At 72.6% G+C, this 19055-nt stretch carries 17 protein-coding genes; 7 read left to right on the forward strand and 10 right to left on the reverse strand.

Annotation, left to right across the window (positions count from 1 at the left end; all coding sequences use genetic code 11):
• Positions 1-145: 145 nt before the first annotated feature.
• The 4 genes from AC5L30_RS29820 to AC5L30_RS29835 all read right to left on the reverse strand — a co-directional run bounded on the left by AC5L30_RS29820 (position 146) and on the right by AC5L30_RS29835 (position 6969).
• Positions 146-1513, reverse strand: coding sequence for an acetyl-CoA carboxylase biotin carboxylase subunit (locus AC5L30_RS29820; RefSeq protein ID WP_494871332.1), 1368 nt, complete (start codon positions 1511-1513; stop codon positions 146-148).
• A 71-nt stretch (positions 1514-1584) separates the two neighbouring features.
• Positions 1585-2184, reverse strand: coding sequence for a TetR/AcrR family transcriptional regulator (locus tag AC5L30_RS29825; protein ID WP_494871334.1), 600 nt, complete (start codon positions 2182-2184; stop codon positions 1585-1587).
• Between the two features lie 100 nt (positions 2185-2284).
• Positions 2285-5179 carry a hypothetical protein gene (locus AC5L30_RS29830; RefSeq protein ID WP_494871335.1) on the reverse strand — a complete coding sequence of 965 codons (2895 nt, stop codon included), beginning with the start codon at positions 5177-5179 and terminating at the stop codon, positions 2285-2287.
• Positions 5180-5181: 2 nt separating this feature from the next.
• Entirely contained in the window at positions 5182-6969 is a 1788-nt protein-coding gene (locus AC5L30_RS29835) for an HSP90 family protein (RefSeq protein WP_494871337.1), read from the reverse strand.
• Positions 6970-7090: 121 nt separating this feature from the next.
• Here AC5L30_RS29835 and AC5L30_RS29840 point away from each other — a divergent pair, with 121 nt between their 5' ends.
• Positions 7091-8320, forward strand: coding sequence for an MFS transporter (locus tag AC5L30_RS29840; protein ID WP_494871339.1), 1230 nt, complete (start codon positions 7091-7093; stop codon positions 8318-8320).
• Here the strand turns inward: AC5L30_RS29840 and AC5L30_RS29845 are convergent.
• Positions 8317-9504 carry an FAD-dependent oxidoreductase gene (locus tag AC5L30_RS29845; RefSeq protein WP_494871340.1) on the reverse strand — a complete coding sequence of 396 codons (1188 nt, stop codon included), beginning with the start codon at positions 9502-9504 and terminating at the stop codon, positions 8317-8319. The genes AC5L30_RS29840 and AC5L30_RS29845 overlap by 4 nt on opposite strands.
• 77 nt (positions 9505-9581) lie before the next feature.
• On the opposite strand from AC5L30_RS29845, the gene AC5L30_RS29850 reads away from it, so the two are divergent.
• The 3 genes from AC5L30_RS29850 (at position 9582) to AC5L30_RS29860 (ending at position 11972) form a co-directional block, all read left to right on the forward strand.
• Positions 9582-10163 carry a TetR/AcrR family transcriptional regulator gene (locus AC5L30_RS29850; protein ID WP_494871341.1) on the forward strand — a complete coding sequence of 194 codons (582 nt, stop codon included), beginning with the start codon at positions 9582-9584 and terminating at the stop codon, positions 10161-10163.
• A gap of 70 nt (positions 10164-10233) precedes the next feature.
• Positions 10234-10782 carry a SigE family RNA polymerase sigma factor gene (locus AC5L30_RS29855; protein ID WP_145791953.1) on the forward strand — a complete coding sequence of 183 codons (549 nt, stop codon included), beginning with the start codon at positions 10234-10236 and terminating at the stop codon, positions 10780-10782.
• A complete protein-coding gene (locus AC5L30_RS29860) occupies positions 10779-11972 on the forward strand; it encodes a hypothetical protein (RefSeq protein ID WP_494871343.1) in 1194 nt (397 codons plus the stop codon). The genes AC5L30_RS29855 and AC5L30_RS29860 overlap by 4 nt, the downstream gene beginning before the upstream one ends.
• Positions 11973-12108: 136 nt before the next feature.
• Here the strand turns inward: AC5L30_RS29860 and AC5L30_RS29865 are convergent, their stop codons facing one another.
• From AC5L30_RS29865 to AC5L30_RS29885, 5 genes are all read right to left on the reverse strand, one after another.
• The gene (locus AC5L30_RS29865) at positions 12109-13011 is read right to left on the reverse strand and encodes a sulfurtransferase (protein ID WP_494871344.1); all 903 of its coding nucleotides are present in this window, start codon (positions 13009-13011) and stop codon (positions 12109-12111) included.
• 19 nt (positions 13012-13030) lie between these two features.
• Positions 13031-13477, reverse strand: a complete 447-nt coding sequence (locus tag AC5L30_RS29870; RefSeq protein ID WP_494871345.1) for a hypothetical protein — start codon at positions 13475-13477, stop codon at positions 13031-13033.
• 2 nt (positions 13478-13479) lie between these two features.
• Positions 13480-14247 carry an SGNH/GDSL hydrolase family protein gene (locus AC5L30_RS29875; RefSeq protein WP_494871346.1) on the reverse strand — a complete coding sequence of 256 codons (768 nt, stop codon included), beginning with the start codon at positions 14245-14247 and terminating at the stop codon, positions 13480-13482.
• Positions 14248-14480: 233 nt separating this feature from the next.
• On the reverse strand, positions 14481-15662 hold the full coding sequence (locus AC5L30_RS29880) for a TolB family protein (RefSeq protein WP_494871348.1): 1182 nt from the start codon (positions 15660-15662) through the stop codon (positions 14481-14483).
• A complete protein-coding gene (locus tag AC5L30_RS29885) occupies positions 15659-16189 on the reverse strand; it encodes a SigE family RNA polymerase sigma factor (protein WP_494871349.1) in 531 nt (176 codons plus the stop codon). The genes AC5L30_RS29880 and AC5L30_RS29885 overlap by 4 nt, the downstream gene beginning before the upstream one ends.
• A gap of 142 nt (positions 16190-16331) precedes the next feature.
• Here AC5L30_RS29885 and AC5L30_RS29890 point away from each other — a divergent pair, with 142 nt between their 5' ends.
• The 3 genes from AC5L30_RS29890 to AC5L30_RS29900 are packed head-to-tail and all read left to right on the forward strand — an operon-like array spanning position 16332 to position 19049.
• Entirely contained in the window at positions 16332-18101 is a 1770-nt protein-coding gene (locus tag AC5L30_RS29890) for a proline--tRNA ligase (protein ID WP_494871350.1), read from the forward strand.
• A gap of 57 nt (positions 18102-18158) precedes the next feature.
• The gene (locus AC5L30_RS29895; protein WP_030487636.1) at positions 18159-18584 is read left to right on the forward strand and encodes a CBS domain-containing protein; all 426 of its coding nucleotides are present in this window, start codon (positions 18159-18161) and stop codon (positions 18582-18584) included.
• 36 nt (positions 18585-18620) lie between these two features.
• Complete coding sequence (locus tag AC5L30_RS29900; protein WP_494871351.1) at positions 18621-19049, forward strand: SufE family protein; 429 nt, start codon at positions 18621-18623, stop codon at positions 19047-19049.
• The last annotated feature ends 6 nt before the right edge of the window (positions 19050-19055 follow it).

The following is a 19055-nucleotide window of genomic DNA, read 5'->3' on the forward strand; positions in this document are numbered from 1 at the left end:
CTATATGCGACGGTTACTTTCCGTGATCAGGACAACCGCTGTCGCATACAGGCCGGGCAACCGCTGTCGCCTATAGGTAAGCAGAGCAAAGGGCGGGCGAACCAGCCTTGCCTCGCCGCCGAACGACTGTCGACGGCCTGGCCGGTCAGCGCATGCGGGAGACGATGCCGGTGTCGTAGGCGCCGGAGAGGAACTCCTCGTTGGTCAGCAGCTCGGCGAAGAAGGGGACGTTGTTCTTCGGGCCCTCGATCTGGAACGCCGCGACGGCTGCCTTCGCGCGATCGAGCACCTCGTCACGGGTCGCGCCGCTCACGATCAGCTTGGCCAGCAGGCTGTCGTAGAACGGGGTGACCGTGTTGCCCTCGGTGTAGCCGGAGTCCACCCGGACACCCTCGCCCGTCGGCTCCACCCACGTCCTGATCACACCGGGGCCGGGCAGGAAGCGCTTCGGGTCCTCCGCGTTGATCCGCATCTCGATGGCGTGGCCACGCGGGGTCAACGCGTCCGGGTCGAACGTCGGCGCCAATCCGGAGGCCACCCGCAGCTGCTCCTCGACCAGGTCGATGCCGTAGACGTACTCGGTCACCGGGTGCTCCACCTGCAACCGCGTGTTCATCTCCAAGAAGAAGAATTCTTCGGAGCCAGGATCAGTGCCGGCAACGTCCCGCTGACGCGGGACCAACAGGCACTCCACCGTGCCCGCGTTGCGGTAGCCGACCGCCTCGCCGGCCCGCACCGCCGCCGCCAGGAGACGGGATCGCAGCTCCGCCGAGACTGCCGGCGACGGGGACTCCTCGACCAGCTTCTGGTTGCGCCGCTGCACCGAGCACTCCCGCTCGCCGAGCGCCACCACCCGGCCATCGGCCAGGCCGAGGATCTGCACCTCGACGTGCCGAACCCGGGGAAAGTACCGCTCGATCAACACCGAACCGTCGCCGAACATCCGCTCGGCGAACGCGCGCACCTTGTCGTACTCGGTGCGCAGTGCGGCCTCGTCGACGGCCACGCCCATGCCCATGCCGCCACCGCCGGCGGCGGCCTTGACCATCACCGGGTAGCCGATCTCGGCGGCGGCCGTCACCGCCGCGTCCAGGTCGGCGGCCGGGTCGGTGGTGCCGGGCGCGACCGGAACGCCGGCCGCCGCCATCAGGTTCCGAGCGTTGATCTTGTCGCCCATCGCGGTGATCGCGTCCGCGCCCGGTCCGACCCAGATCAGGCCGCTCGCCTCGACGGTACGGGCGAACTCGGCGTTCTCCGACAGGAAGCCGTACCCGGGGTGGATGGCCTGCGCGCCCGTCGACTTCGCGGCGGCGAGGATCGCCTCGGTGTTGCGGTAGCTCAGCGCCGGGTTCGGTGGGCCGATGAGGACCGCCTCGTCCGCCTCCGTGACGAACGGCAGATCGGCGTCGGCCTCCGAGTGCACCGCGATCACGCGGATGCCGAGCCGCTTGGCGGTCCGGATGATCCGGCGCGCGATCTCGCCCCGATTGGCGACCAGCAGAGACTCGATCATGTTTCCTCCCGGCGTCCGGATGGTGGGACGATGTCAGGGAATCATGACCGACACGGTTCTGACGAGTCGGCTCAGGCGAGCAGCGCGGCCAGGGTCGCGCCGCGCAGCAGCTCGGCGCGGCGTCGCCGGTCCACCTCACCACCGAGGAACGGCGTCGAGTTCATCAGGCCGAACGCGGCGTGCGCGAGCACCCGCGCCTCACCGTCGGGCATCCCCGGGTGCAGCGCGGTGAGCACGGTCACCCATTCCTCGACGTAGAGCCGTTGCAGGCGCCGGATTCGCCGCCGCGGCTCCTCGGGCAGGCGGTCCAGCTCGTGCAGGTGCAACGCGATAACCGCCGGGTTGGCCAGCGCGAACTCGACGTGGAAGTCGATCAGCGACTCCAGCACGCCGCGCGGGTCGTCCGGGCGCCCGGCGGCGCGTTCCCGCCCGCCGGCCAGCAGCCCCTCACTGACCGGGATCAGCGCGGCGGCCAGCATGGCCTCCTTGCCGGCGAAGTGGTGGTAGAGCGCCGGACCGGTGACCCCAGCGGCCGCGCCGATGTCGTCCATCGACACGCCGTGGTAGCCGCGCGCCGCGAACAGACCTACCGCGATCTCCAGGATCTCGTCCTTGCGGGACCTGCGCCGGCCCGCACCCGCCGCACCCCGTGCCTGCTGCTCCACCGTCACCGGGCAAGCCTAGACCGCGAGAAGCCCGCGATGGTTCCCGGTCAGTTCCGCCCGCCCCGGGCCGGGCCGCCCCTGGCCAGGTCAGGGGCGGCCCGCGAGGTCAGTCGTCCTGGTCCAGGTCGTGCTCCGCGCGCAGCGCGGCGGCCTCCGCCGGCCGATCGAGCAGATCCAGTGCCCGAGCCAGCAGCCAGGCCGTCTGGCGGACCTGCCGCGAGGCGGCCGGCAGCCCACCGAGCACGCGGCGCAGCAGGGGCTCCGCCTCGGCCGGCCGGTCCAGGCGAAGCAGCAACTCACCGATGAGGGCTTCCACCTGGGCGGCCTCACCGAACGCCTCGATCGACCGCAACCGGTCCGGCACCCCGGTAAGCCGGCCCAGCGCCTCGTCCAGCCGGTCCTCCCCGGTGAACACTCGCGCTCCGGCCTCGGCCGCCATCGCCAGCTCGTACGTCACCTCCGGCTCGGCCTGCCCGGCCAGCTTCGCCGCCAACCCGTCCACCACCTCGACGGCGCGCCGCGCCGCGTCCCGGTCGTCGGCCCAGAACCAGGCGTACGCCTCCCGCCGGCGGGCGCGCAGCTCGTCCAGCGGCAGGTCGCCGAGCCGGTACGCCTCAGCCGCGGCGGCGAACCGCTCGCCCGCCGCCGCGTCCCGGTCGGCGTCGTAGAGGATTCCGCCGGCCTCCTCCAGCACCTGCGCCCGGTGCGGAAGATTGTCCGGCCCGTCCAGATTGCTGGCCAACTGCTCCAGCAGAGCCAACGCCGGGTCGATCTCACCAAGCCCGGCGTAGACGCCGGCCAGCAAGTGCCGGCAACGGTCGGCTTCCGCCTGGGCGCCCAGCCGATCCAGACCGAGCACGGCCTCCTCGGCGACCTCGGCGGCCTCGGCGAGCCGGCCCACCATCCGGTACGCGTTCGCCAGCTCCCACCGCAGGAACGCGTCCCCCTCGGCACCCCGCTCCACGCACAGCGTCACCGCCTCGACGAAGTCGTCCACCGCGTCGACGGCCCGGCCGGCCGACAGCAACGCCCGGGCGCGGGCGACCCGGACCGGCAGCTCCGCCTCTGCCGGTGCCCCCGCCAACGCCTCGTCGCAGGCGGCCACGGCGTCCGCCGGATCGTCGACCAGCCGCGCGTACGCCAGGCAGGCACCCGTGACCACCTCGCCGACGCCCAACTCCCGACCGATCCGGCGAGCCTCGTCGACGGCGGCGCGGGCCTCGTCGACGCGGTCCAACTGCTCCAGCAGGTGCCCCCGGTGCAGTGCGATCCGGGCCGCCAGGTGCTGGTCGCCGCCCGCGTCGGCCGGTACCCGGTCGAGCGCGGCGAGCGCGTCCGCCCAACGCTCGCGGTGCAGCAGCGCCAGCGCCACCCGGTCGTGTCCGGCCGCACGCTGCCGGGCGTCGCCGAGCCGGTCCAGGACCTCGGCCGCCTCTCGGACCAACAGCAGCCCCTCCTCGCCGTCCTCGTCGGACCGGGTCAACAGCACGCCGAGCCGCCCGGCGACCGTCTGGGCGGGCACCTCCTCGCCCGCCTCCCGGTACAGCTCCAGCGCCGCCCGATTCAGCTTGATCGCACCCTCGATGTCGTCCTCGTCGCCGCGCTCCGACGCCCGTAGCGCCAGCCGGTGCGCGGCCGTCCGGGCGGGCAGCTCGGCGGCGCCGAACCGGTCGTCGAAGGCGACCAGCGCGGCCCGGAAGGTGGCCCGGTCGTGCCGGCCCCAGCTCTGTTCCGCGAGGTCCAGCAGATCGTCCGGGCCGGCGCCTACGGGCGCTGTCACGACGGCTCGTTCATCCGTGCCGGTTCGCACCCGCTCGGCTCGCTCGGCGGACGACGCTGGCGTGCCCGACCCGACGACCGACTCGTCCCCGGCCGGGCGGGTGGGGCGGGCCGGGCGGCGGCGGACGCTCGCCGACAGCGGCACGTGCTCCCCGCTCGCCCGCACGGCCAGCCGGCGGGCGATCCACTCCGACTGGTGGCTGGTGCCGTTACGGGTGTCGAAGCGGGCGGCCACACCGGTCGCGGTATCGGCCAGCTCGTCCGCCAAGGACGCCGCCGACACCTCGGCGGCCGGCCGGCCCTCGGCGGCCCGGCGGTACACGGTCGACGCGCCGGCCTGGCGCAGCGCGGCGGCGGAGGCCGCCGCGAAGTGCATGGCGGCGGCCGGCGACGGCGGCCGGTCCAGCCAGTCCAGGTGCCGCTCGACCAGCTCGACCGCCCGTGCCTCGTTGCCGGTCAGCGTGCAGAACTCGATGTGGTCCGCGATGTCCCACAGGTCGGCGAGGTTGCCGCGCAAGCGGCGGTACGCCTCCCGGTGCGCGTCCCGCGCCTCCTCGCCCCGCCCGGTGCGCAGGTACGGCAGGAGCAACGCGGTGAGGATCGCCTGCGGCTGCTCGGTGCAGGTGAGCCGACCGGCGAGCACCGGCTCGGCCAGCGCCACCGCTTCGGCGTCCCGCCCGGTGTCGGCGAGGTAGCCGACCTGGCTCGTCGGATCACAGCCGGCGCAGTCGGAGAGTTCGTCGCGCGGGGTGGTCTGCCAGAGCCGGTACCAGTTCGCGGCGGCCTCGGCGTCGCCCACGTGCTCAGCGACCCGGAACCGGTGCTTGTGCACGGTCTGCAAGCTGTGCCCGCCGGCTCGGTAGCGCCGCTCCATGTCGTCCAGCACCGCGTAGGTGCGGTCCAGCGGCACCTCGGGGAACTTCAGCAGGCCGGACGCCATGTACTTGAAGTGCCACAGCAACTGGTGCAGGTGGCGCTGGTGGTAGGGCTGCGGGTCCCGGTCGAATTCGGACAGGCACCAGGAGAAGGTCACGAAGGACTTCGCCGGCTCACCGCCGTAGATGTAGCCGGTGGTGGCCTGCATCCGGGTGACGAACGCGAGGTGCCGGTCGTCGGCGGCGTCCACCCGGCGCAGCAGCTGCTCCAGCGCGGCGATCTGCCCCGCCCCGTACGGCATGTCGGCGATGCCGCGCAGCACCCGCCACAGACCCTCGTCGCTCATGCTCACTCCCGTCCCGGAACAGCCCGGCCGAGCAGGCCGAGGAAGGAATCGTTCAGCAACGCGGCATCGGCCGCGCGGATCGGATGGTGGCCGAGCAGCAGCGCCTGCCCGTACAGCGCCTCGACGGCGAGACCGACCAACTCCGGGTCGCTCAGCATGGCCACCCGTCGCACCAGCGGGTTGCGGTGATTGAGCACCAACTGCGGACGGTCCGGCGGGGCGGTGGCGGCGAGCGCGTCGAGCACTCCGCCCCACAGCTCGTCGGCCCGGTCCCGGCTGGCCGCGAGCTGGTCGTTGAACGCGGCCGACCGGCTGACCAGGTAGAGCGCGGGCAGCGAAACCGGGTCGTACGCCCGGATGACCACCTCGCAGCCGGACCGCTCGACGGCCCGCTGCGCCGTCGCGAGGAACGGTCGCAGCGCCAACTCCACCTGCGGGTCGAGCGCGTCGAAGCGGGTGGTGAGGTCGCTCGGCTCCAGCCGCTCGATCAGCACCGAGCGGTCCACCACCGGCAACCGCTCGATCAGCTCGGTGTCGTACGTGTAGCCGGCGTTGACCACCGCCAGATCCTGCGCGGCGGCCACCGCGGCGAGCTGACGGAACTCGTCGAGGCTCGCCGCGTAGCGGACCACGCCGTAGCGCTCGCGGAACTCGGCGAGGGTGAGCGTGCCGACGTTGGTGTCCATGGGCCACCACCGGTCGACCAAGCGGAGCATCTCGTCGTCGTGCAGGGCCAGAGCCTTCACACCGAGGTGGTGCACCTGAAGGAACTCGGCCAGTCGGTGCGGGTCGTGCCGCGCCAGCCGGACCAGCCAGCCACGCACCTGGTCGCCGAGCGCCTCCCGGGTCGCCGTCAGCAGGGTGTCCTCGTAGAGGGCCTCCCGGCTCGCGGTCGGGCGCAACTCGGTCGCGTCCACCACGCAGTGCGCGAAGAACGCCCACTCCGGCAGCAGCCCGTCGGCGTTCTCGGTGAGCAGCATCCGCTTGAGATAGACGCGGTGCCCGGCCCGGGCCGCCGGGTTCACCGGGGTCGGCAGGATGACGGCGACGCCGGTCAGCCCGGCCTCCGGCACAGCCAGCGGCAGGACGTCGAACGGGTCCACGCCGAGCGTCTCCCGGGCGTACCGGATCAACGCCGAGCGGTCCAGCGGCGCACCCGGCGTGGTCGGCCAGGGCGGTTCCCCGGTGGTGGTGACGACGTCGCCGACGCGGACGGTGATCGGCAGCAGCGCGCCGAAGAGCCGGGCCAGGTCGGTGACGGTCGGGGTGGTGAACCACTGGTCCGCGTCGCGGCGGGGCACCAGGGTGACAGTGGTGCCCGGCTCGGCGCGGGCGGCCTCCGGCGGGGCCACCGTGACCGCGTAGCGGCCGTCTGCGTACCCGGTCCAGCGAACCGTGGGGTTGTCGCCGTGCCGGGTGAGCACCTGGATCTCGTCGGCCACCAGGAAGCAGGAGAGCAGGCCGATGCCGAACTGGCCGAGGAACTCGTGCCGGGAGAAGCCCAGCTCGTCGCGCTTCGAGCTGCGGCCGATGGTGGCCAACAGCTCGTGCACCTGCGCCTCGGTCAGGCCGATGCCGGTGTCGTGCACCCGCAGGGTGCCGTTGCCGGTGCTGTCCGGGGGTTCGATGCGTACCAGCGCCGGCGCATCCGGCTCGATCTTGCGCCGGGCGGTGATCGCGTCCACCGCGTTCTGGAGCAGCTCGCGGACGTAGACCCGCGGGCTGCCGTAGAGGTGATGACTGAGCAGGTCAACCACGCCACGTAGGTCGACCTGGAAAGTGTGGTCCACGCCTGATGTCTCCCCGGTCCGGATGCCGGCGCTCACCGTACCCATGATCACCGACAGCCGGGGTCCCCCTTTTGCCCGGCGGCTTGACCCTCGACCCGGTCGAACCGGCACGGTCGCCGGCATGACTTCCTCCGCTCTGGGCCGGGACTTCCGGCTCCTGTGGTCCGCGGCCGTCTCGTCCCGGTTCGGGGACGCGCTGCGTACCCCGGCACTGGCTCTGTTGGCCGCGACCGTGACCCGCGATCCGCGGATCATCGCGGCGGTCACCGTGGCCGGGCAGTTGCCCCCGCTGCTCTTCGGCCTGCTCGGCGGCGTGTACGCGGACCGCTGGGACCGCCGTCGGACGATGGCCCTGGTCGACGGGGTACGCGCTGCCGTGGTGGCGGCGCTGGCCGTGATGGTCGCGCTCAACCGGGTCAGCGTCCTGGTGTTGCTGGTGGCGGCGTTTCTGCTCGCCACGTTGGGCACTCTTTTCGACTCCGCCTCGTTCGCGCTGCTCCCCGCGCTGGTGCCACCAGACGCGCTGCCCCGGGCGAACGGCCGGCTCCAGGCGGGGGCCGCGGTGGCCGGTGGCTTCCTCGGGGCACCCGCCGCCGGTGTCCTGTTCGCCGTCGCCCCGGCCCTTCCGTTCGCCCTCGACGCCGTCACCTTCGCGGCAGCCGCCCTGCTCGTGCTGGCCCTCAGTCCGCCTACCGCGATCACCCCAGGGACGGCACGGCGGCGCGGCTCGGTGTGGAGCGAGATCGTCGAGGGGCTGCGTTGGCTGCGGGCGCACCGGACCCTGTGGCGGGTCACAGTGCTCACCGCGGCGAGCAACCTGGCGATCAGCGGAATCATGGCGGTGCTGGTGCTCTACGCGCTGGACGTGCTGCGGGTGCCGCCGGCCGGGTACGGGTTGTTCGCCGCCGCCGCCATCGTCGGGGGCGTGGCGGGGGCGCTCGGGGCGGGTCGGCTCGCCGCCTGGCTCGGTACGGTGCCGGCGCTGCGCGTGGTGCTGGCCGTGGAGACCATGGCGCTGACCGGCTTCGCGCTGGCTCGGCATCCGGTGCCGGGCGGGAGCGCGCTGGCCGTCTTCGCCGCCGGAACGGTGGTGTGGAACAGCCTGTGGGCGTCGTACGGGCAGCGGCAGGTGCCGGGCGAACTGCTCGGCCGGGTCGGTGCGGCCCAGCGGATGGTCGGTCTGCTCACCGCTCCGCTCGGGGCGGCGCTCGCCGGGTTGGCCGCCGCGGCGTACGGCACGGTGCCGGTGGCGGGCGCGGCGGCGGGGACGTTCGCACTGGTCACTCTCGCCGCGTGGCGGACACTGCGGCCGGTCGCGCCCGCTGTGCTGAGTAGCAGCGGCGCGGCCTAACCCGGCGTCCGCTCCCGGTGCGACAGACCGGACAGGCGCAGCGCGATCCGGCGGCGGGCCGGTGGGACGGCACCGAGCAGCCGGAGCAGCACGTCCCGGGCCGGCCGACCGGCCGGGGAGACGCCGGCCAACCTGGTCAGCCCGGCGGCGAAGCTCAGCACGTCCTCGGCCATCGGCCGCTGCCGGGCGGTGTAGTCGTCGAGCAGCGTTTCCGGGCCCCCGGCGAGCACGTCCGCCACGGCGGTGCCGAGCGCGACCGCGTCGCAGATGCCGAGGTTCATGCCCTGCCCGCCGGCCGGGCTGTGCACGTGCCCGGCGTCACCGGCCAGCAGCACCGGCCCGGCTCGGAAGGTGTCGGCGATCCGGTGGTGCACCCGAAACCGGGAGCCCCAGAGCACCTCGGTCAAACGGTCGGGGCGTCGCGCCGGGCCGCGCTCGTCGAGCAGCGCCTGTAGGTAGGCCGCATCCGGTTCGGCCGGGGCGCTCGCCACGGCGGCGACCAGTCGGACCACCCCACCGGGGAGTGGCGCCCAGACCAGCGGCCCGGAGCGGGCGAGGAAGAGCGCCGCCTCGTCGCGGGGCAGCACACTGCGTACCCGCACGTCGGCGAGCACGAAGGACTCCTCGTCACTGCCGCCGGTGAAGCCGATGCCGGCCAACCGCCGGACCGTGCTGTGCAGGCCGTCCGCACCGACCACGAACCGGGCCCGCAGCGCCTCCCCGTCGACCTGCGCGAGCATGCCGTCACCGGCGCGACTCAGCCCGGTCAGCTGGCACGGCCGTCGTACCTGGACGCCGAGTTCGGCCAACTGCTCGGTGAGCACGGCCTCGGTGACCGCCTGGGAGACCAGCAGCGCGTAGGGGAAGCGGGACGGCAACTCGTGGAACGGCACCGACAGCAGCACCCGGTCCCGGTCGCGCACGGTGAAGCGCGGCGTCCGCACCGCCTGGGCGATCAGCGGCGCCGCGGCGCCGATCCGGTCCAGCACCTCCAGGGTGTACGCGTGCACGACGGCGGCACGGGACGTCGTCGGCGGCGCGGCCAACCGGTCCAGCACGGTCACCTCGACGCCACGCCGGGCGAGTGTCAACGCGGTGGCGAGACCGGTGGGGCCGGCGCCCACCACCAGGACGTCGGTGTTCGTGGGCAGCATGGCCACCTCCAGCAGATCGTTTGCCAACATCTGTTGGCAAACACTTGTTGGCAACGCTAGGGCCCTGCTGATTGCGTGTCAACAGTTGTTGGCATACGGTCGTTGGCGTGACCCCGTCCGCCCAGTCGACCCAGCCCCGCCGCTCCGACGCCACCCGAGCGGCGATCCTGCGAGCGGCCCGGGAACGGTTCGCGGCGGACGGCTACGAGCGCGCCACGATCCGGGCCATCGCCGCCGACGCCCGGATCGACCCGTCCATGGTCATGCGCTACTACGGCAGCAAGGAGGGGCTCTTCGCGGCGGCGGCCGAGTTCGACCTACGCCTGCCCGACCTGACCTCGGTGCCGTCCGCTCACCTCGGTGAGGTGCTGGTCCGGCACTTCCTCGCCCGCTGGGAGGGCGACGAGACCCTGGTGGCGCTGCTGCGGGCCGCCAGCACCAATCCCGGCGCGGCCGAACGCATGCGGGGCATCTTCGCCGCCCAGCTCACCGCCGCCGTGGCCACGTTCGGCAGCAACCCGGCGCTCACCGCCCGACGAGCCGGCCTGGTGGCCAGTCAGATCCTCGGCCTCGCCTTCACCCGGTACATCGTCCGCCTGCCGCCCATGGTGGACACCCCGCCGGAGGAGCTGGTCTCCTGGATCGCGCCGACTCTCCAGCGCTATCTGACCGGAACACCCCCGAGCTGACCCAACCTTTTCCCACCTCCCGTGCGTCTGCCAGATGACGCGTACAGCGCGACGGCCGGGAGGGGGGCGGATGGCGCCGACGAGGGACGACGGACGCGACGGCTACCTCGCCTTCGTGGAGAACCACCAGCACCGGCTGCTCCGCGCGGCCTACCTGATCTGCGGCAACCGGCATCAGGCCGAAGACCTCCTCCAGGACGCGCTGCTGAAGCTGGCGCTGCGGTGGTCCTCGGTCCGCGACGGTGACCCCTCCGCGTACGTGCGGGCCATCCTCTACCGCGACTCGGTGTCGTGGTGGCGTCGCCGACGGCGGGAATGGCTCAGCGCCGCGCCGCCGGATCAGGTGGCCCACGACCGTGACGGCGCGTTACGGCTGACGATGCACGACGCGCTGGGCCTGCTGCCACCACGGCAGCGGGCCGTGCTGGTGTTGCGCTACTACGAGGACCTGACCGAGGTCGCCACCGCCGAGGCGCTGGGGGTGACCGTCGGCACCGTGAAGAGCCAGTGCCACGCGGCGCTGCGCCGACTCCGCGAGGTCGCTCCGGACCTCGCCCGCGATGCCCGACCGAGCCAGGGTTCGGCTGATCTGGCCAGCGGTCTGGAGGTGAACCCGTGAACGAGCAGGAATTGCGCCGGCTGCTGACCGTCAGCGTCGAGGACGTGCTGCCCAGCCAGCCCGCCACCGCCGGATGGGAGCGGGCTCGGCGTACCCGGCGTACCCGACGGGCCGTCGGAGTGGTCGCCCTGGCCGTGGTGCTGGTCGGTGGCGGCACGGTGGCGGCGCTGCGACCGCCCACCGACCCGGCGCCGGTCCCTCCGGTCGGCCCGACGGTGACCCCGACCGTCGATCCCACCCACGCCGGTCCGGTGCAGAAACCGCCCGCCGAGCTGACCTTCCCGCCGGATCCGTTGGCCCGGCTCGGCGACCCGGCGACCGTGCCGCTCTCCGAGCGACCGGTCCAGCGTGCGCTGGCGCTGTTCCAGCCGGTGGACGAGGAGTACCACGCGAACGGCCCGGTCCGGGTGCTCGGCAACGACGGCGTGGTGCGCAGCCTCGACGTGGTGACGCTGGCACCGACCCGGGACGCGGGCGGCAACGAGGCGCCCGCGCTGAAGCCGGGGGTGCTGTCCCCGGACGGTCGGTCGGCCGCGTTCGCGCAGACCAAAGAGCTGATCATGATCGACCTCACCACGGCGGCCGTCCGCCGGATACCGCTCGACGGCTACCTGGAGCAGGTGGTGTGGGCGCACGACCGGGTGCTGGTCGGGGGCGACGACCGGACGTACGCGGTGGACCGGGTCACCGGGACGGCCAGCACGATCGACGTGTCGACCTGGGAGTTGATCGCGCCCGACCCGGCCGCCGGCCGCGAGGCCCCGTTGATCGACATGTACGGCGAGGGAACCGGCCTGAAGCTGCGCACCCGGACCGCCCGGGAGGGCGAGCTCCGCTCCGAGCAACCAATCAACCGCTCGGCGCTGCCCTCGCCCTACCAGGTCAACGAGTTCTACGGTCGGGGCTGGCTGCACGGCGAACGACTGGCCCGGGCAGCCTGGATCATCAGCAGCGAGATCGACGGCGCCGAGGGGGTGGCCGTGCTGGACGCGCGGACCGGCGCCGTGCTCCACCTGCTCGACCTGGGCCGGGATCGCAGCAAGGGCTGCTGTGTCGTGCTGGGCTGGGACAACAAGGGCGCGGTGCTGCTCCGGCTGGAACCGGCCGCCCTGGCACGCTGGCACCCGGAAACCGGCGAGATCACCGGCATCGTCCGCGACCTGCGCGGCGTGATCGCACTCGCGGGCTGACAAGGGCCCGCGCGAGCGGCGTCGTCTCGACGTGATCGACTCGGGTTCATTGATATCGCGGTGTCCCGGCGAGCGGGACGCCCGACATCAGGAAACCCGAGTCGATCACACGACGACCGACCGGTGGCCGGGCTGGTCAGACGGCCAGGCCGCCGGGTTGGTCACCCTTGACGACGGGTGCCCGGACCAGGTTGCCCCACTCCGTCCACGAGCCGTCGTAGTTGCGCACCTGCGGGTAGCCCAGCAGGTGCCGCAGCACGAACCAGGTGTGGCTGGACCGCTCGCCGATCCGGCAGTACGCGATCACGTCGTCGTCAGGGCTCAGCCCGAGCTGGTCGGCGTAGATCGCCTTCAGCTCGTCGGCGGACTTGAACGTGCCGTCCTCGTTGGCGGCGGACTTCCACGGCTTGCTGACCGCGCCCGGGATGTGCCCACCGCGCAGCGCACCCTCCTGCGGGTAGTCCGGCATGTGCAGCATCTCGCCGGTGTACTCACCCGGCGAGCGGACGTCGACCAGCGGCCGGCCGGAGGCGACGTGCGCCATGACCTGCTCACGGAAGGCCCGCAGTGGCGCGTCGTCACGGAGCGGCACCGGATAGTCGGCGCGCGGACGAGCGGGCTTGTCGCGGGTCACCTCGCGTCCCTCGGCGATCCACTTCTGCCGGCCGCCGTCGAGCAGTCGCACATCGGCGTGGCCGAAGAGCGAGAAGACCCAGAGGGCGTACGCCGCCCACCAGTTGAAGTTGTCGCCGTAGAAGACGACCGTGTCGCCCCGGCCGATGCCCTTCGCGGCACACATCTCGGCGAAACTCTTGGCGTCCACGTAGTCCCGGGTCACCTGATCGTTCAGCTCCAGGTGCCAGTCGACCTTGACGGCACCGGGGATGTGACCGGATTCGTAGAGCAGCACGTCCTCGTCGGACTCGACGACGACGAGACCCTCGTCGCCCAGATGCTCGGCCAGCCACTCGGTGGTGACCAGCCGCTGCGGGTCCGCGTACGACTGGAGGCGGGGATCGGGATCGTTCGGCACAGACATGATCCCCAAGGTACGCCGTTCAGGCGCGGCGGTGGGCGATCCGACCAGCGACCACGGTCACCAGGCAGGTGCCGTCGACACCGTGCACCGCGAGGTCGGCCCGCCCGCCCGGACGCAGCGTCGGCGCCACGGCGGCGGGCAGCACCAACAGGTCGCTCCGCTCGGCGGCGGCCCGGAGCGCCGGATCGGCCAGGTGTTCCGCCAACACCGCCGTCACCCCGGTACGCAGCAGCGCGTGCACCCGCTCACGTGGGGTTGGTGCGGGCGGCAGCGGACCGACGTGCAGCAGACCCGGCCCCAGTGTGCCGGGCCAGCGGCGGACCCGGGCACCGGCGTACGCCGAGCTCAGCTCGACCAGCGGGCCGACGGCCTCGACCCGGTCGCCGCTGACCAGCACGGCGTACTCCGGCACCGGTTCGTCGTCCCGGTCGCGGCGCAGCAGGGCCGCGCTGTGCAGGGTGAGCACGCTCAGTCGACGAGCGGGCCGAGTTGCGGGCGCTTCGCCGTCACCGTGTCACCGGACGACCGACCGGTCAACCGCCGCTTCACCCAGGGGGCGAGGTGCTGACCGGCCCACCGCAGGTCGGCGGCGCGGGCGGCCAGCCACGGCGAGGGCGCCGGGTGCGGCGGGACCATCAGCCACTCCTCGTCGCAACCAACCCCGAGGGCGTTCAACACCTGCCCGGCGACCCGCCGATGGCCGGCCGCAGAGAGATGCAACCGGTCGGTGCTCCAGAGCATCGGGTTGAGGAACGTGTCGTCGGCGTACAGGTCGACCATGATCGCGCCGTGCCGCTCGGCGGTCTCACCGACCGCCTGGTTGAGCAACTGCACCCGGGGGGCGACGAGGCGTTGGCCGGGCAGCCGGGCCATCACGTCCGCGAACCGGAAGAGGAGCACGTCCGCGCCGCCCGAGCGCAGTTGCCGAACCACCTCGTCGAAGCGGGCGACCATCGTGTCCGGGTCGAAGGTGCGCCGCAGCACGTCGTTGCCACCGGCCGCGAAGCTGATCAGATCCGGCTTCATGGCCACGGCGGAGGGCACCTGCTCGGCGACCACGCTGGGGAAGAGCCGGCCCCGGATGGCCAGGTTGGCGTACCGGAAGTCGGGCCCCACGTCGGCGGCGAGCCGGGTCGCCACCAGGTCCGCCCAACCCCGGTAGGTGCCGTCCGGGTACGCGTCGTCCATACCCTCGGTGAAGCTGTCCCCGACCGCGACATAACTGCGCCAGCGCACCCGCGCCTCCCTCACGCCACCCGTTGCCTGCGGCGACCAGTCTGTCACCGCGGGAACGCCCGGCACCGCCCCGAATCCACGACGTGTCGGAGGTCATTGCGCACACGACGGGCGGGACCGGCCACCCCCGTGAGTGGCCGGGCCCGCGCCGGCAACTTTCCCGCAGGTCCTGCACCCGCAGCAGACAGGACGGGCCACCCTCGGGTGGTCCGCCCTGTCGCCCGTGCCCGTCGTCAGTTGACGACGGCGAGGATCTGCATGTCCTTCAGACTCGTCGGCTCGGCGGTCTCGGAGATCTTCTTCCCGTCCTCGTCCACCAGCAGCACCGCGTACCCGCCGCCGGCCTGGACCCGCACGACCATGGAACCGTCGGTCTGGAAGTAGACCTGCCGCAGCGTGCGTCCACCCAGTGGCAGGGTGACCTGCCTGCCGGTGCGGGTGTCCAGTACCGCGTTGGCCCACAGCTCACGAGCGATGTCGCCGGACTGCTCGCCGGGCTTCCTCCGCAGCAGAGCGATCCGAGAGCCGTCCGAGGACAGGCTGGCGATGTCGTGGATGAGCCAACTGTTCATGGAGAAGCCGGGAACGACCCGCTTCTTCGTGCCGTCCGTGGCATAGAGGGTGACCCCGATGTCGACGGCCACGGCGATGGTCCGGCCATCCGCCGACCAGAGGGCGTGGCAGCCGCGGACTTGACCGGGCCACCAGGTGACGGTCCGCTTGTCGCTGCGGGTGTCCAGCACCCCGCGCCGAACAGGCTCACCTGTCGCCGTGGCGGCCTCCACGAACAGCAGGTGCCGCCCATCCGGTGACCAGACCGGGGCGCAGCTGCTTTGCACGTCCGAGCGCATCTCCTGCCTGTCGGAGCCATCGGCGTCGGCGACGACAAGAGTCTGTTCGTTGCTGTCGCCGCTCTCCACCCATGCCACCCGACGCCCGTCCGGCGAGATGCTCGCGTTGCCTTTCGCCGCGAGCTCGGGCAGAGCCAGCAGACGCACCGGACTGTCGCCAGGACGCCAGGACCGTAGGTTCGCCGTCTCCGCCCCGACAACCGTGGCGGGGCCGTAGAAGAGCTTGCCGAACTGCACGGACGTGGTGTTCGTGCCCGTCCCGCCGCTGGGTGGGGCGCCGGGCGTGTCGCCGTCGCTGGTGGAGGGCGTCGGGGTGGGCGACTGCGTCGGCGTCGCCGTGACCGACGGGGGGTCGGCGGGCAGCGGGTTCGGCGACCGGTCCGGTCGGATGGCGAAGGCGGTGCCGGCCGCCGCGGCGATCAGCACCAGCGCGGCGGCCGAGGTGGCCACCGCCCGCTGGATACCGAGCCGGCGGGACGTGCGCAGCGTACGGTCCCGCAGGTCGACCGAGGTGACCTCGTCGGCCAGGGCGGTCAGGTCGAGCCGGAGGCGCTGGTCGTTCATCGGGTACTCCCTTCCAGGACGTACAGCTCGGCGAGTTCGGGCGCGACGGCGCGCAGTTTGGCCAGTGACTTGGCCGTCTGGCTCTTCACGGTGCCGACCGTGACACCCAGCAGGTCCGCCGCCTCCGCCTCGGTGCGGTCCTCGAAGAACCGCAGCACCAGCACGGCACGTTGCTTCGGGGAGAGCTTCGCCAGCGCCGCCCGCAGGGTGAGCCGCAGACTGGTCTGGTGGGCGTGGTCGGGGGCCGAGTCGCCTCCGCGTGGCTCGGGCAGGTCGCCCGGCATCGACTCGGGCACCCGGCGCCGTCGCCACCAGGACACCTGTAGGTGGTACATGGTCTTGCGGGTGTACGCCTCGGCGTTGCCGCTGTGGTGCAGGCGGTTCCAGGAGCGGTGGGTCCGGGCCAGCGCCGACTGGACGAGGTCCTCGGCCAGGTGCTGGTCGCCGGTGAGCAGGTAGGCCGAGCGCAGCAACGCCGGCGTGCGGGTACGGACGAACGAGTCGAACTCACTCAGCAGAGGGTCCACACGAGCCGATCCTTCGGGTCAGGGTGCGGTGGGCTTGATGTCCTTGCAGACGTCAGCGACGACGCCGATGGTTGCCGGCGGCGGGTGCGGCTCGGATCGAAATGGATCGCTCATCCTGCCGCACCGGCCGTAGGCTGCGCGGATGCTGCTACGCATGTCGACCCTGTTGCTGCGGACCCTGCGCGAGGATCCGGCCGACGCGGAGGTGCCGAGCCACCGGCTGCTGCTGCGCGCCGGCTACATCCGTCGTGCCGCACCGGGCGGCTACACCTGGCTGCCGCTGGGCAAGCTGGTGCTGGATCGGATCACCGAGGTGGTGCGCGCCGAGCTGATCGCGATCGGCGACCAGGAGGTGCACTTCCCGGCGCTGCTGCCGGCCGAGCCGTACCGGACAAGTGGCCGGTGGACGGAGTACGGCGACGACATCTTCACCCTCGCCGACCGGCGCGGTGCCGAGCACCTGTTGGCGCCCACCCATGAGGAGATGGCGGCGCTGCTGGTCAAGGACCTGTTCACCTCGTACCGGGACTTCCCGGTGACGCTGTTCCAGGTGCAGACGAAGTTCCGCGACGAGGCCCGGCCGCGTGCCGGGCTGCTGCGCGGCCGGGAGTTCCTGATGAAGGACGCGTACTCCTTCGACCTGGACGAGGCGGGGCTGCGCGAGGCGTATGGGCGGCACCGCGCCGCGTACCAGCGGATCTTCGACCGGTTGGGTCTGGACTACGCGGTGGTGCAGGCGATGTCGGGCGCGATGGGTGGCTCCGCGTCGGAGGAGTTCCTGGCGGCGACGCCGGTCGGTGAGGACACCTTCGTCGGCTGCACCTCCTGCGCCTACGCGGCCAACACCGAGGCGGTGGCCACCCGTACGCCCAGCGCCGGTGACCCGGGCGCGCAGCCGGCCGTCGAGGTGCACGACACTCCGGAGACCCCGACGATCGCGAGCCTGGTGGAGTTGGCCAACGCCCGCCGGTTGGGTGGTCGGGACGGCTGGACCGCCGCCGACACCCTGAAGAACGTCGTGCTGTCCGTCCGGCAGCCGGGTGCCGACCGGGCCGAGCCCCTGGTCGTCGGTCTGCCCGGTGACCGGGAGGTTGACCTGAAGCGGGTCGGTGCCGCTCTGCACCCCGCGCAGGTGAGCGTCTTCGAGGAGTGGGCCGACCATCCGGAGCTGGTACGCGGCTACATCGGGCCGCAACTGCTCGACAAGCTGGGCATCCGCTACCTGGTCGACCCTCGGGTGGTGGCCGGGTCGGCCTGGCTGACCGGGGCGAACGAGTCGGGGCGCCACGCGACCGACGTGGTGTGCGGCCGGGACTTCACCCCCGACGGCACCATCGAGGCGGCCGACGTACGCGCTGGCGACCCCTGCCCCGAGTGCGAGGCGGGTGAGCTGACCATCCGGCGGGGCATCGAGATCGGGCACATCTTCCAGCTCGGCCGGCGCTTCACCGACGCCTTCGCGGTCGACGTGCTCGGGCCGGCCGGCAAGCCGGTCCGGCCGACGATGGGCTGCTACGGCATCGGGGTTTCCCGGGCGGTGGCGGCGGTCGCCGAGCAGCACCATGACGACCGGGGGTTGGTCTGGCCGGCGGCGATCGCGCCGTGTGACGTACACCTGGTGGTTGTGGGCAAGGGCCCGCAGCTCGACGCGGCGCTGGAGCTGGGCGGACGGCTCGCCGCCGCTGGCCTGCGGGTGCTGATCGACGACCGCACGCACGTCTCGGCCGGGGTCAAGTTCACCGACGCCGAGCTGATCGGCATCCCCCGGGCCGTCGTGGTCGGCCGCCGACTCACCGAGGGGTACGTCGAGCTGCGCGAGCGGGCCGGCGACGGGCGCACCGAGCTGCCGCTGGACGGTCTGGTGGATCGACTCGTCCACGAGGTACGCCAGGAACGTGCGAGCCTGGTGTAGCTGTGGCGTCACGGGGTAGTGCAGTTGGATCGGGTGGAAACGTCTTCGGAGGCTCTCATGACCGGTTACCGGGTCAGTGACGTGATGACCAAGCAGGTGGTGTACCTGCCGGCCGAGACCACCCTGGACGAGGCGGCCAGGGTGATGAAGGAGGCCGACATCGGTGATGTGGTGGTCACCGACGGCGCCAGCCTCGCCGGCATGCTCACCGACCGGGACATCGTGGTGCGGGCCGTGGCGGAGAACAGCTCCCCTGCGGCCACCACCATCGGCTCGATCGTCACCCGCGAGGTCGTCATGATCGAACAGCACTGCACGGCGGGTGAGGCGGCGGCGCTCATGCGGGATCGGGGCATCCGACGCGTGCTGGTTTGTGACAGTGACCGCAAGCTGGTGGGGATCGTCTCGCTCGGCGACCTGGCCATGCAGCTCGACCCCACCAGCGCGCTCAGCGAGATCAGCGAGCAGTCGCCCACGGTGTGACCGGGGGGCCCCGGACGACGGCGGTAGCCTCGACGCATGGCTGACATGCCGGCCCGACTGGCCGAGATCGTCGACGAGTTCGCCGCTGCGCCGCGCGACCTGGTGTTGGAGATGCTCCTGGAGTACGCGGACGTCATCCCGGCGCTGCCGGAGGGCACCGCGGAGCGCGAGGGCATGGAGCAGGTGCCCGAGTGTCAGACGGCGTTCTTCCTGCGCGCCCGGGTGACCCCGGAAGGCACCGTGGAGACGCTCTTCGACTGCCCGCCGGAGGCGCCCACCACTCGGGCGTTCGCCGGGATCCTCGCCGAGGGGCTGGCCGGGGCGAGCGCCGAGCAGGTGCTGGCCGTGCCGGACGACCTCTACCAGCGGATGGGGTTGGCGCAGGCGATCAGCCCGCTGCGGATCCGCGGCGGCACGGCGATCCTGGGCCGGCTCAAGCGGCAGATCCGGGAACAACTCGGCTGACCGCGA

It is taken from the genome of Micromonospora sp. BQ32, from assembly GCF_059358895.1.

Coding starts and splice junctions, on each gene's coding strand:
- AC5L30_RS29845 (WP_494871340.1), bottom strand. CDS start 9,504: ATGTTGGCAAACGATCTGCTGGAGGTGGCCATGCTGCCCACGAACACC.
- AC5L30_RS29840 (WP_494871339.1), top strand. CDS start 7,091: ATGACTTCCTCCGCTCTGGGCCGGGACTTCCGGCTCCTGTGGTCCGCG.
- AC5L30_RS29820 (WP_494871332.1), bottom strand. CDS start 1,513: ATGATCGAGTCTCTGCTGGTCGCCAATCGGGGCGAGATCGCGCGCCGG.
- AC5L30_RS29895 (WP_030487636.1), top strand. CDS start 18,159: ATGACCGGTTACCGGGTCAGTGACGTGATGACCAAGCAGGTGGTGTAC.
- AC5L30_RS29900 (WP_494871351.1), top strand. CDS start 18,621: ATGGCTGACATGCCGGCCCGACTGGCCGAGATCGTCGACGAGTTCGCC.
- AC5L30_RS29855 (WP_145791953.1), top strand. CDS start 10,234: ATGGCGCCGACGAGGGACGACGGACGCGACGGCTACCTCGCCTTCGTG.
- AC5L30_RS29880 (WP_494871348.1), bottom strand. CDS start 15,662: ATGAACGACCAGCGCCTCCGGCTCGACCTGACCGCCCTGGCCGACGAG.
- AC5L30_RS29830 (WP_494871335.1), bottom strand. CDS start 5,179: ATGAGCGACGAGGGTCTGTGGCGGGTGCTGCGCGGCATCGCCGACATG.
- AC5L30_RS29865 (WP_494871344.1), bottom strand. CDS start 13,011: ATGTCTGTGCCGAACGATCCCGATCCCCGCCTCCAGTCGTACGCGGAC.
- AC5L30_RS29890 (WP_494871350.1), top strand. CDS start 16,332: ATGCTGCTACGCATGTCGACCCTGTTGCTGCGGACCCTGCGCGAGGAT.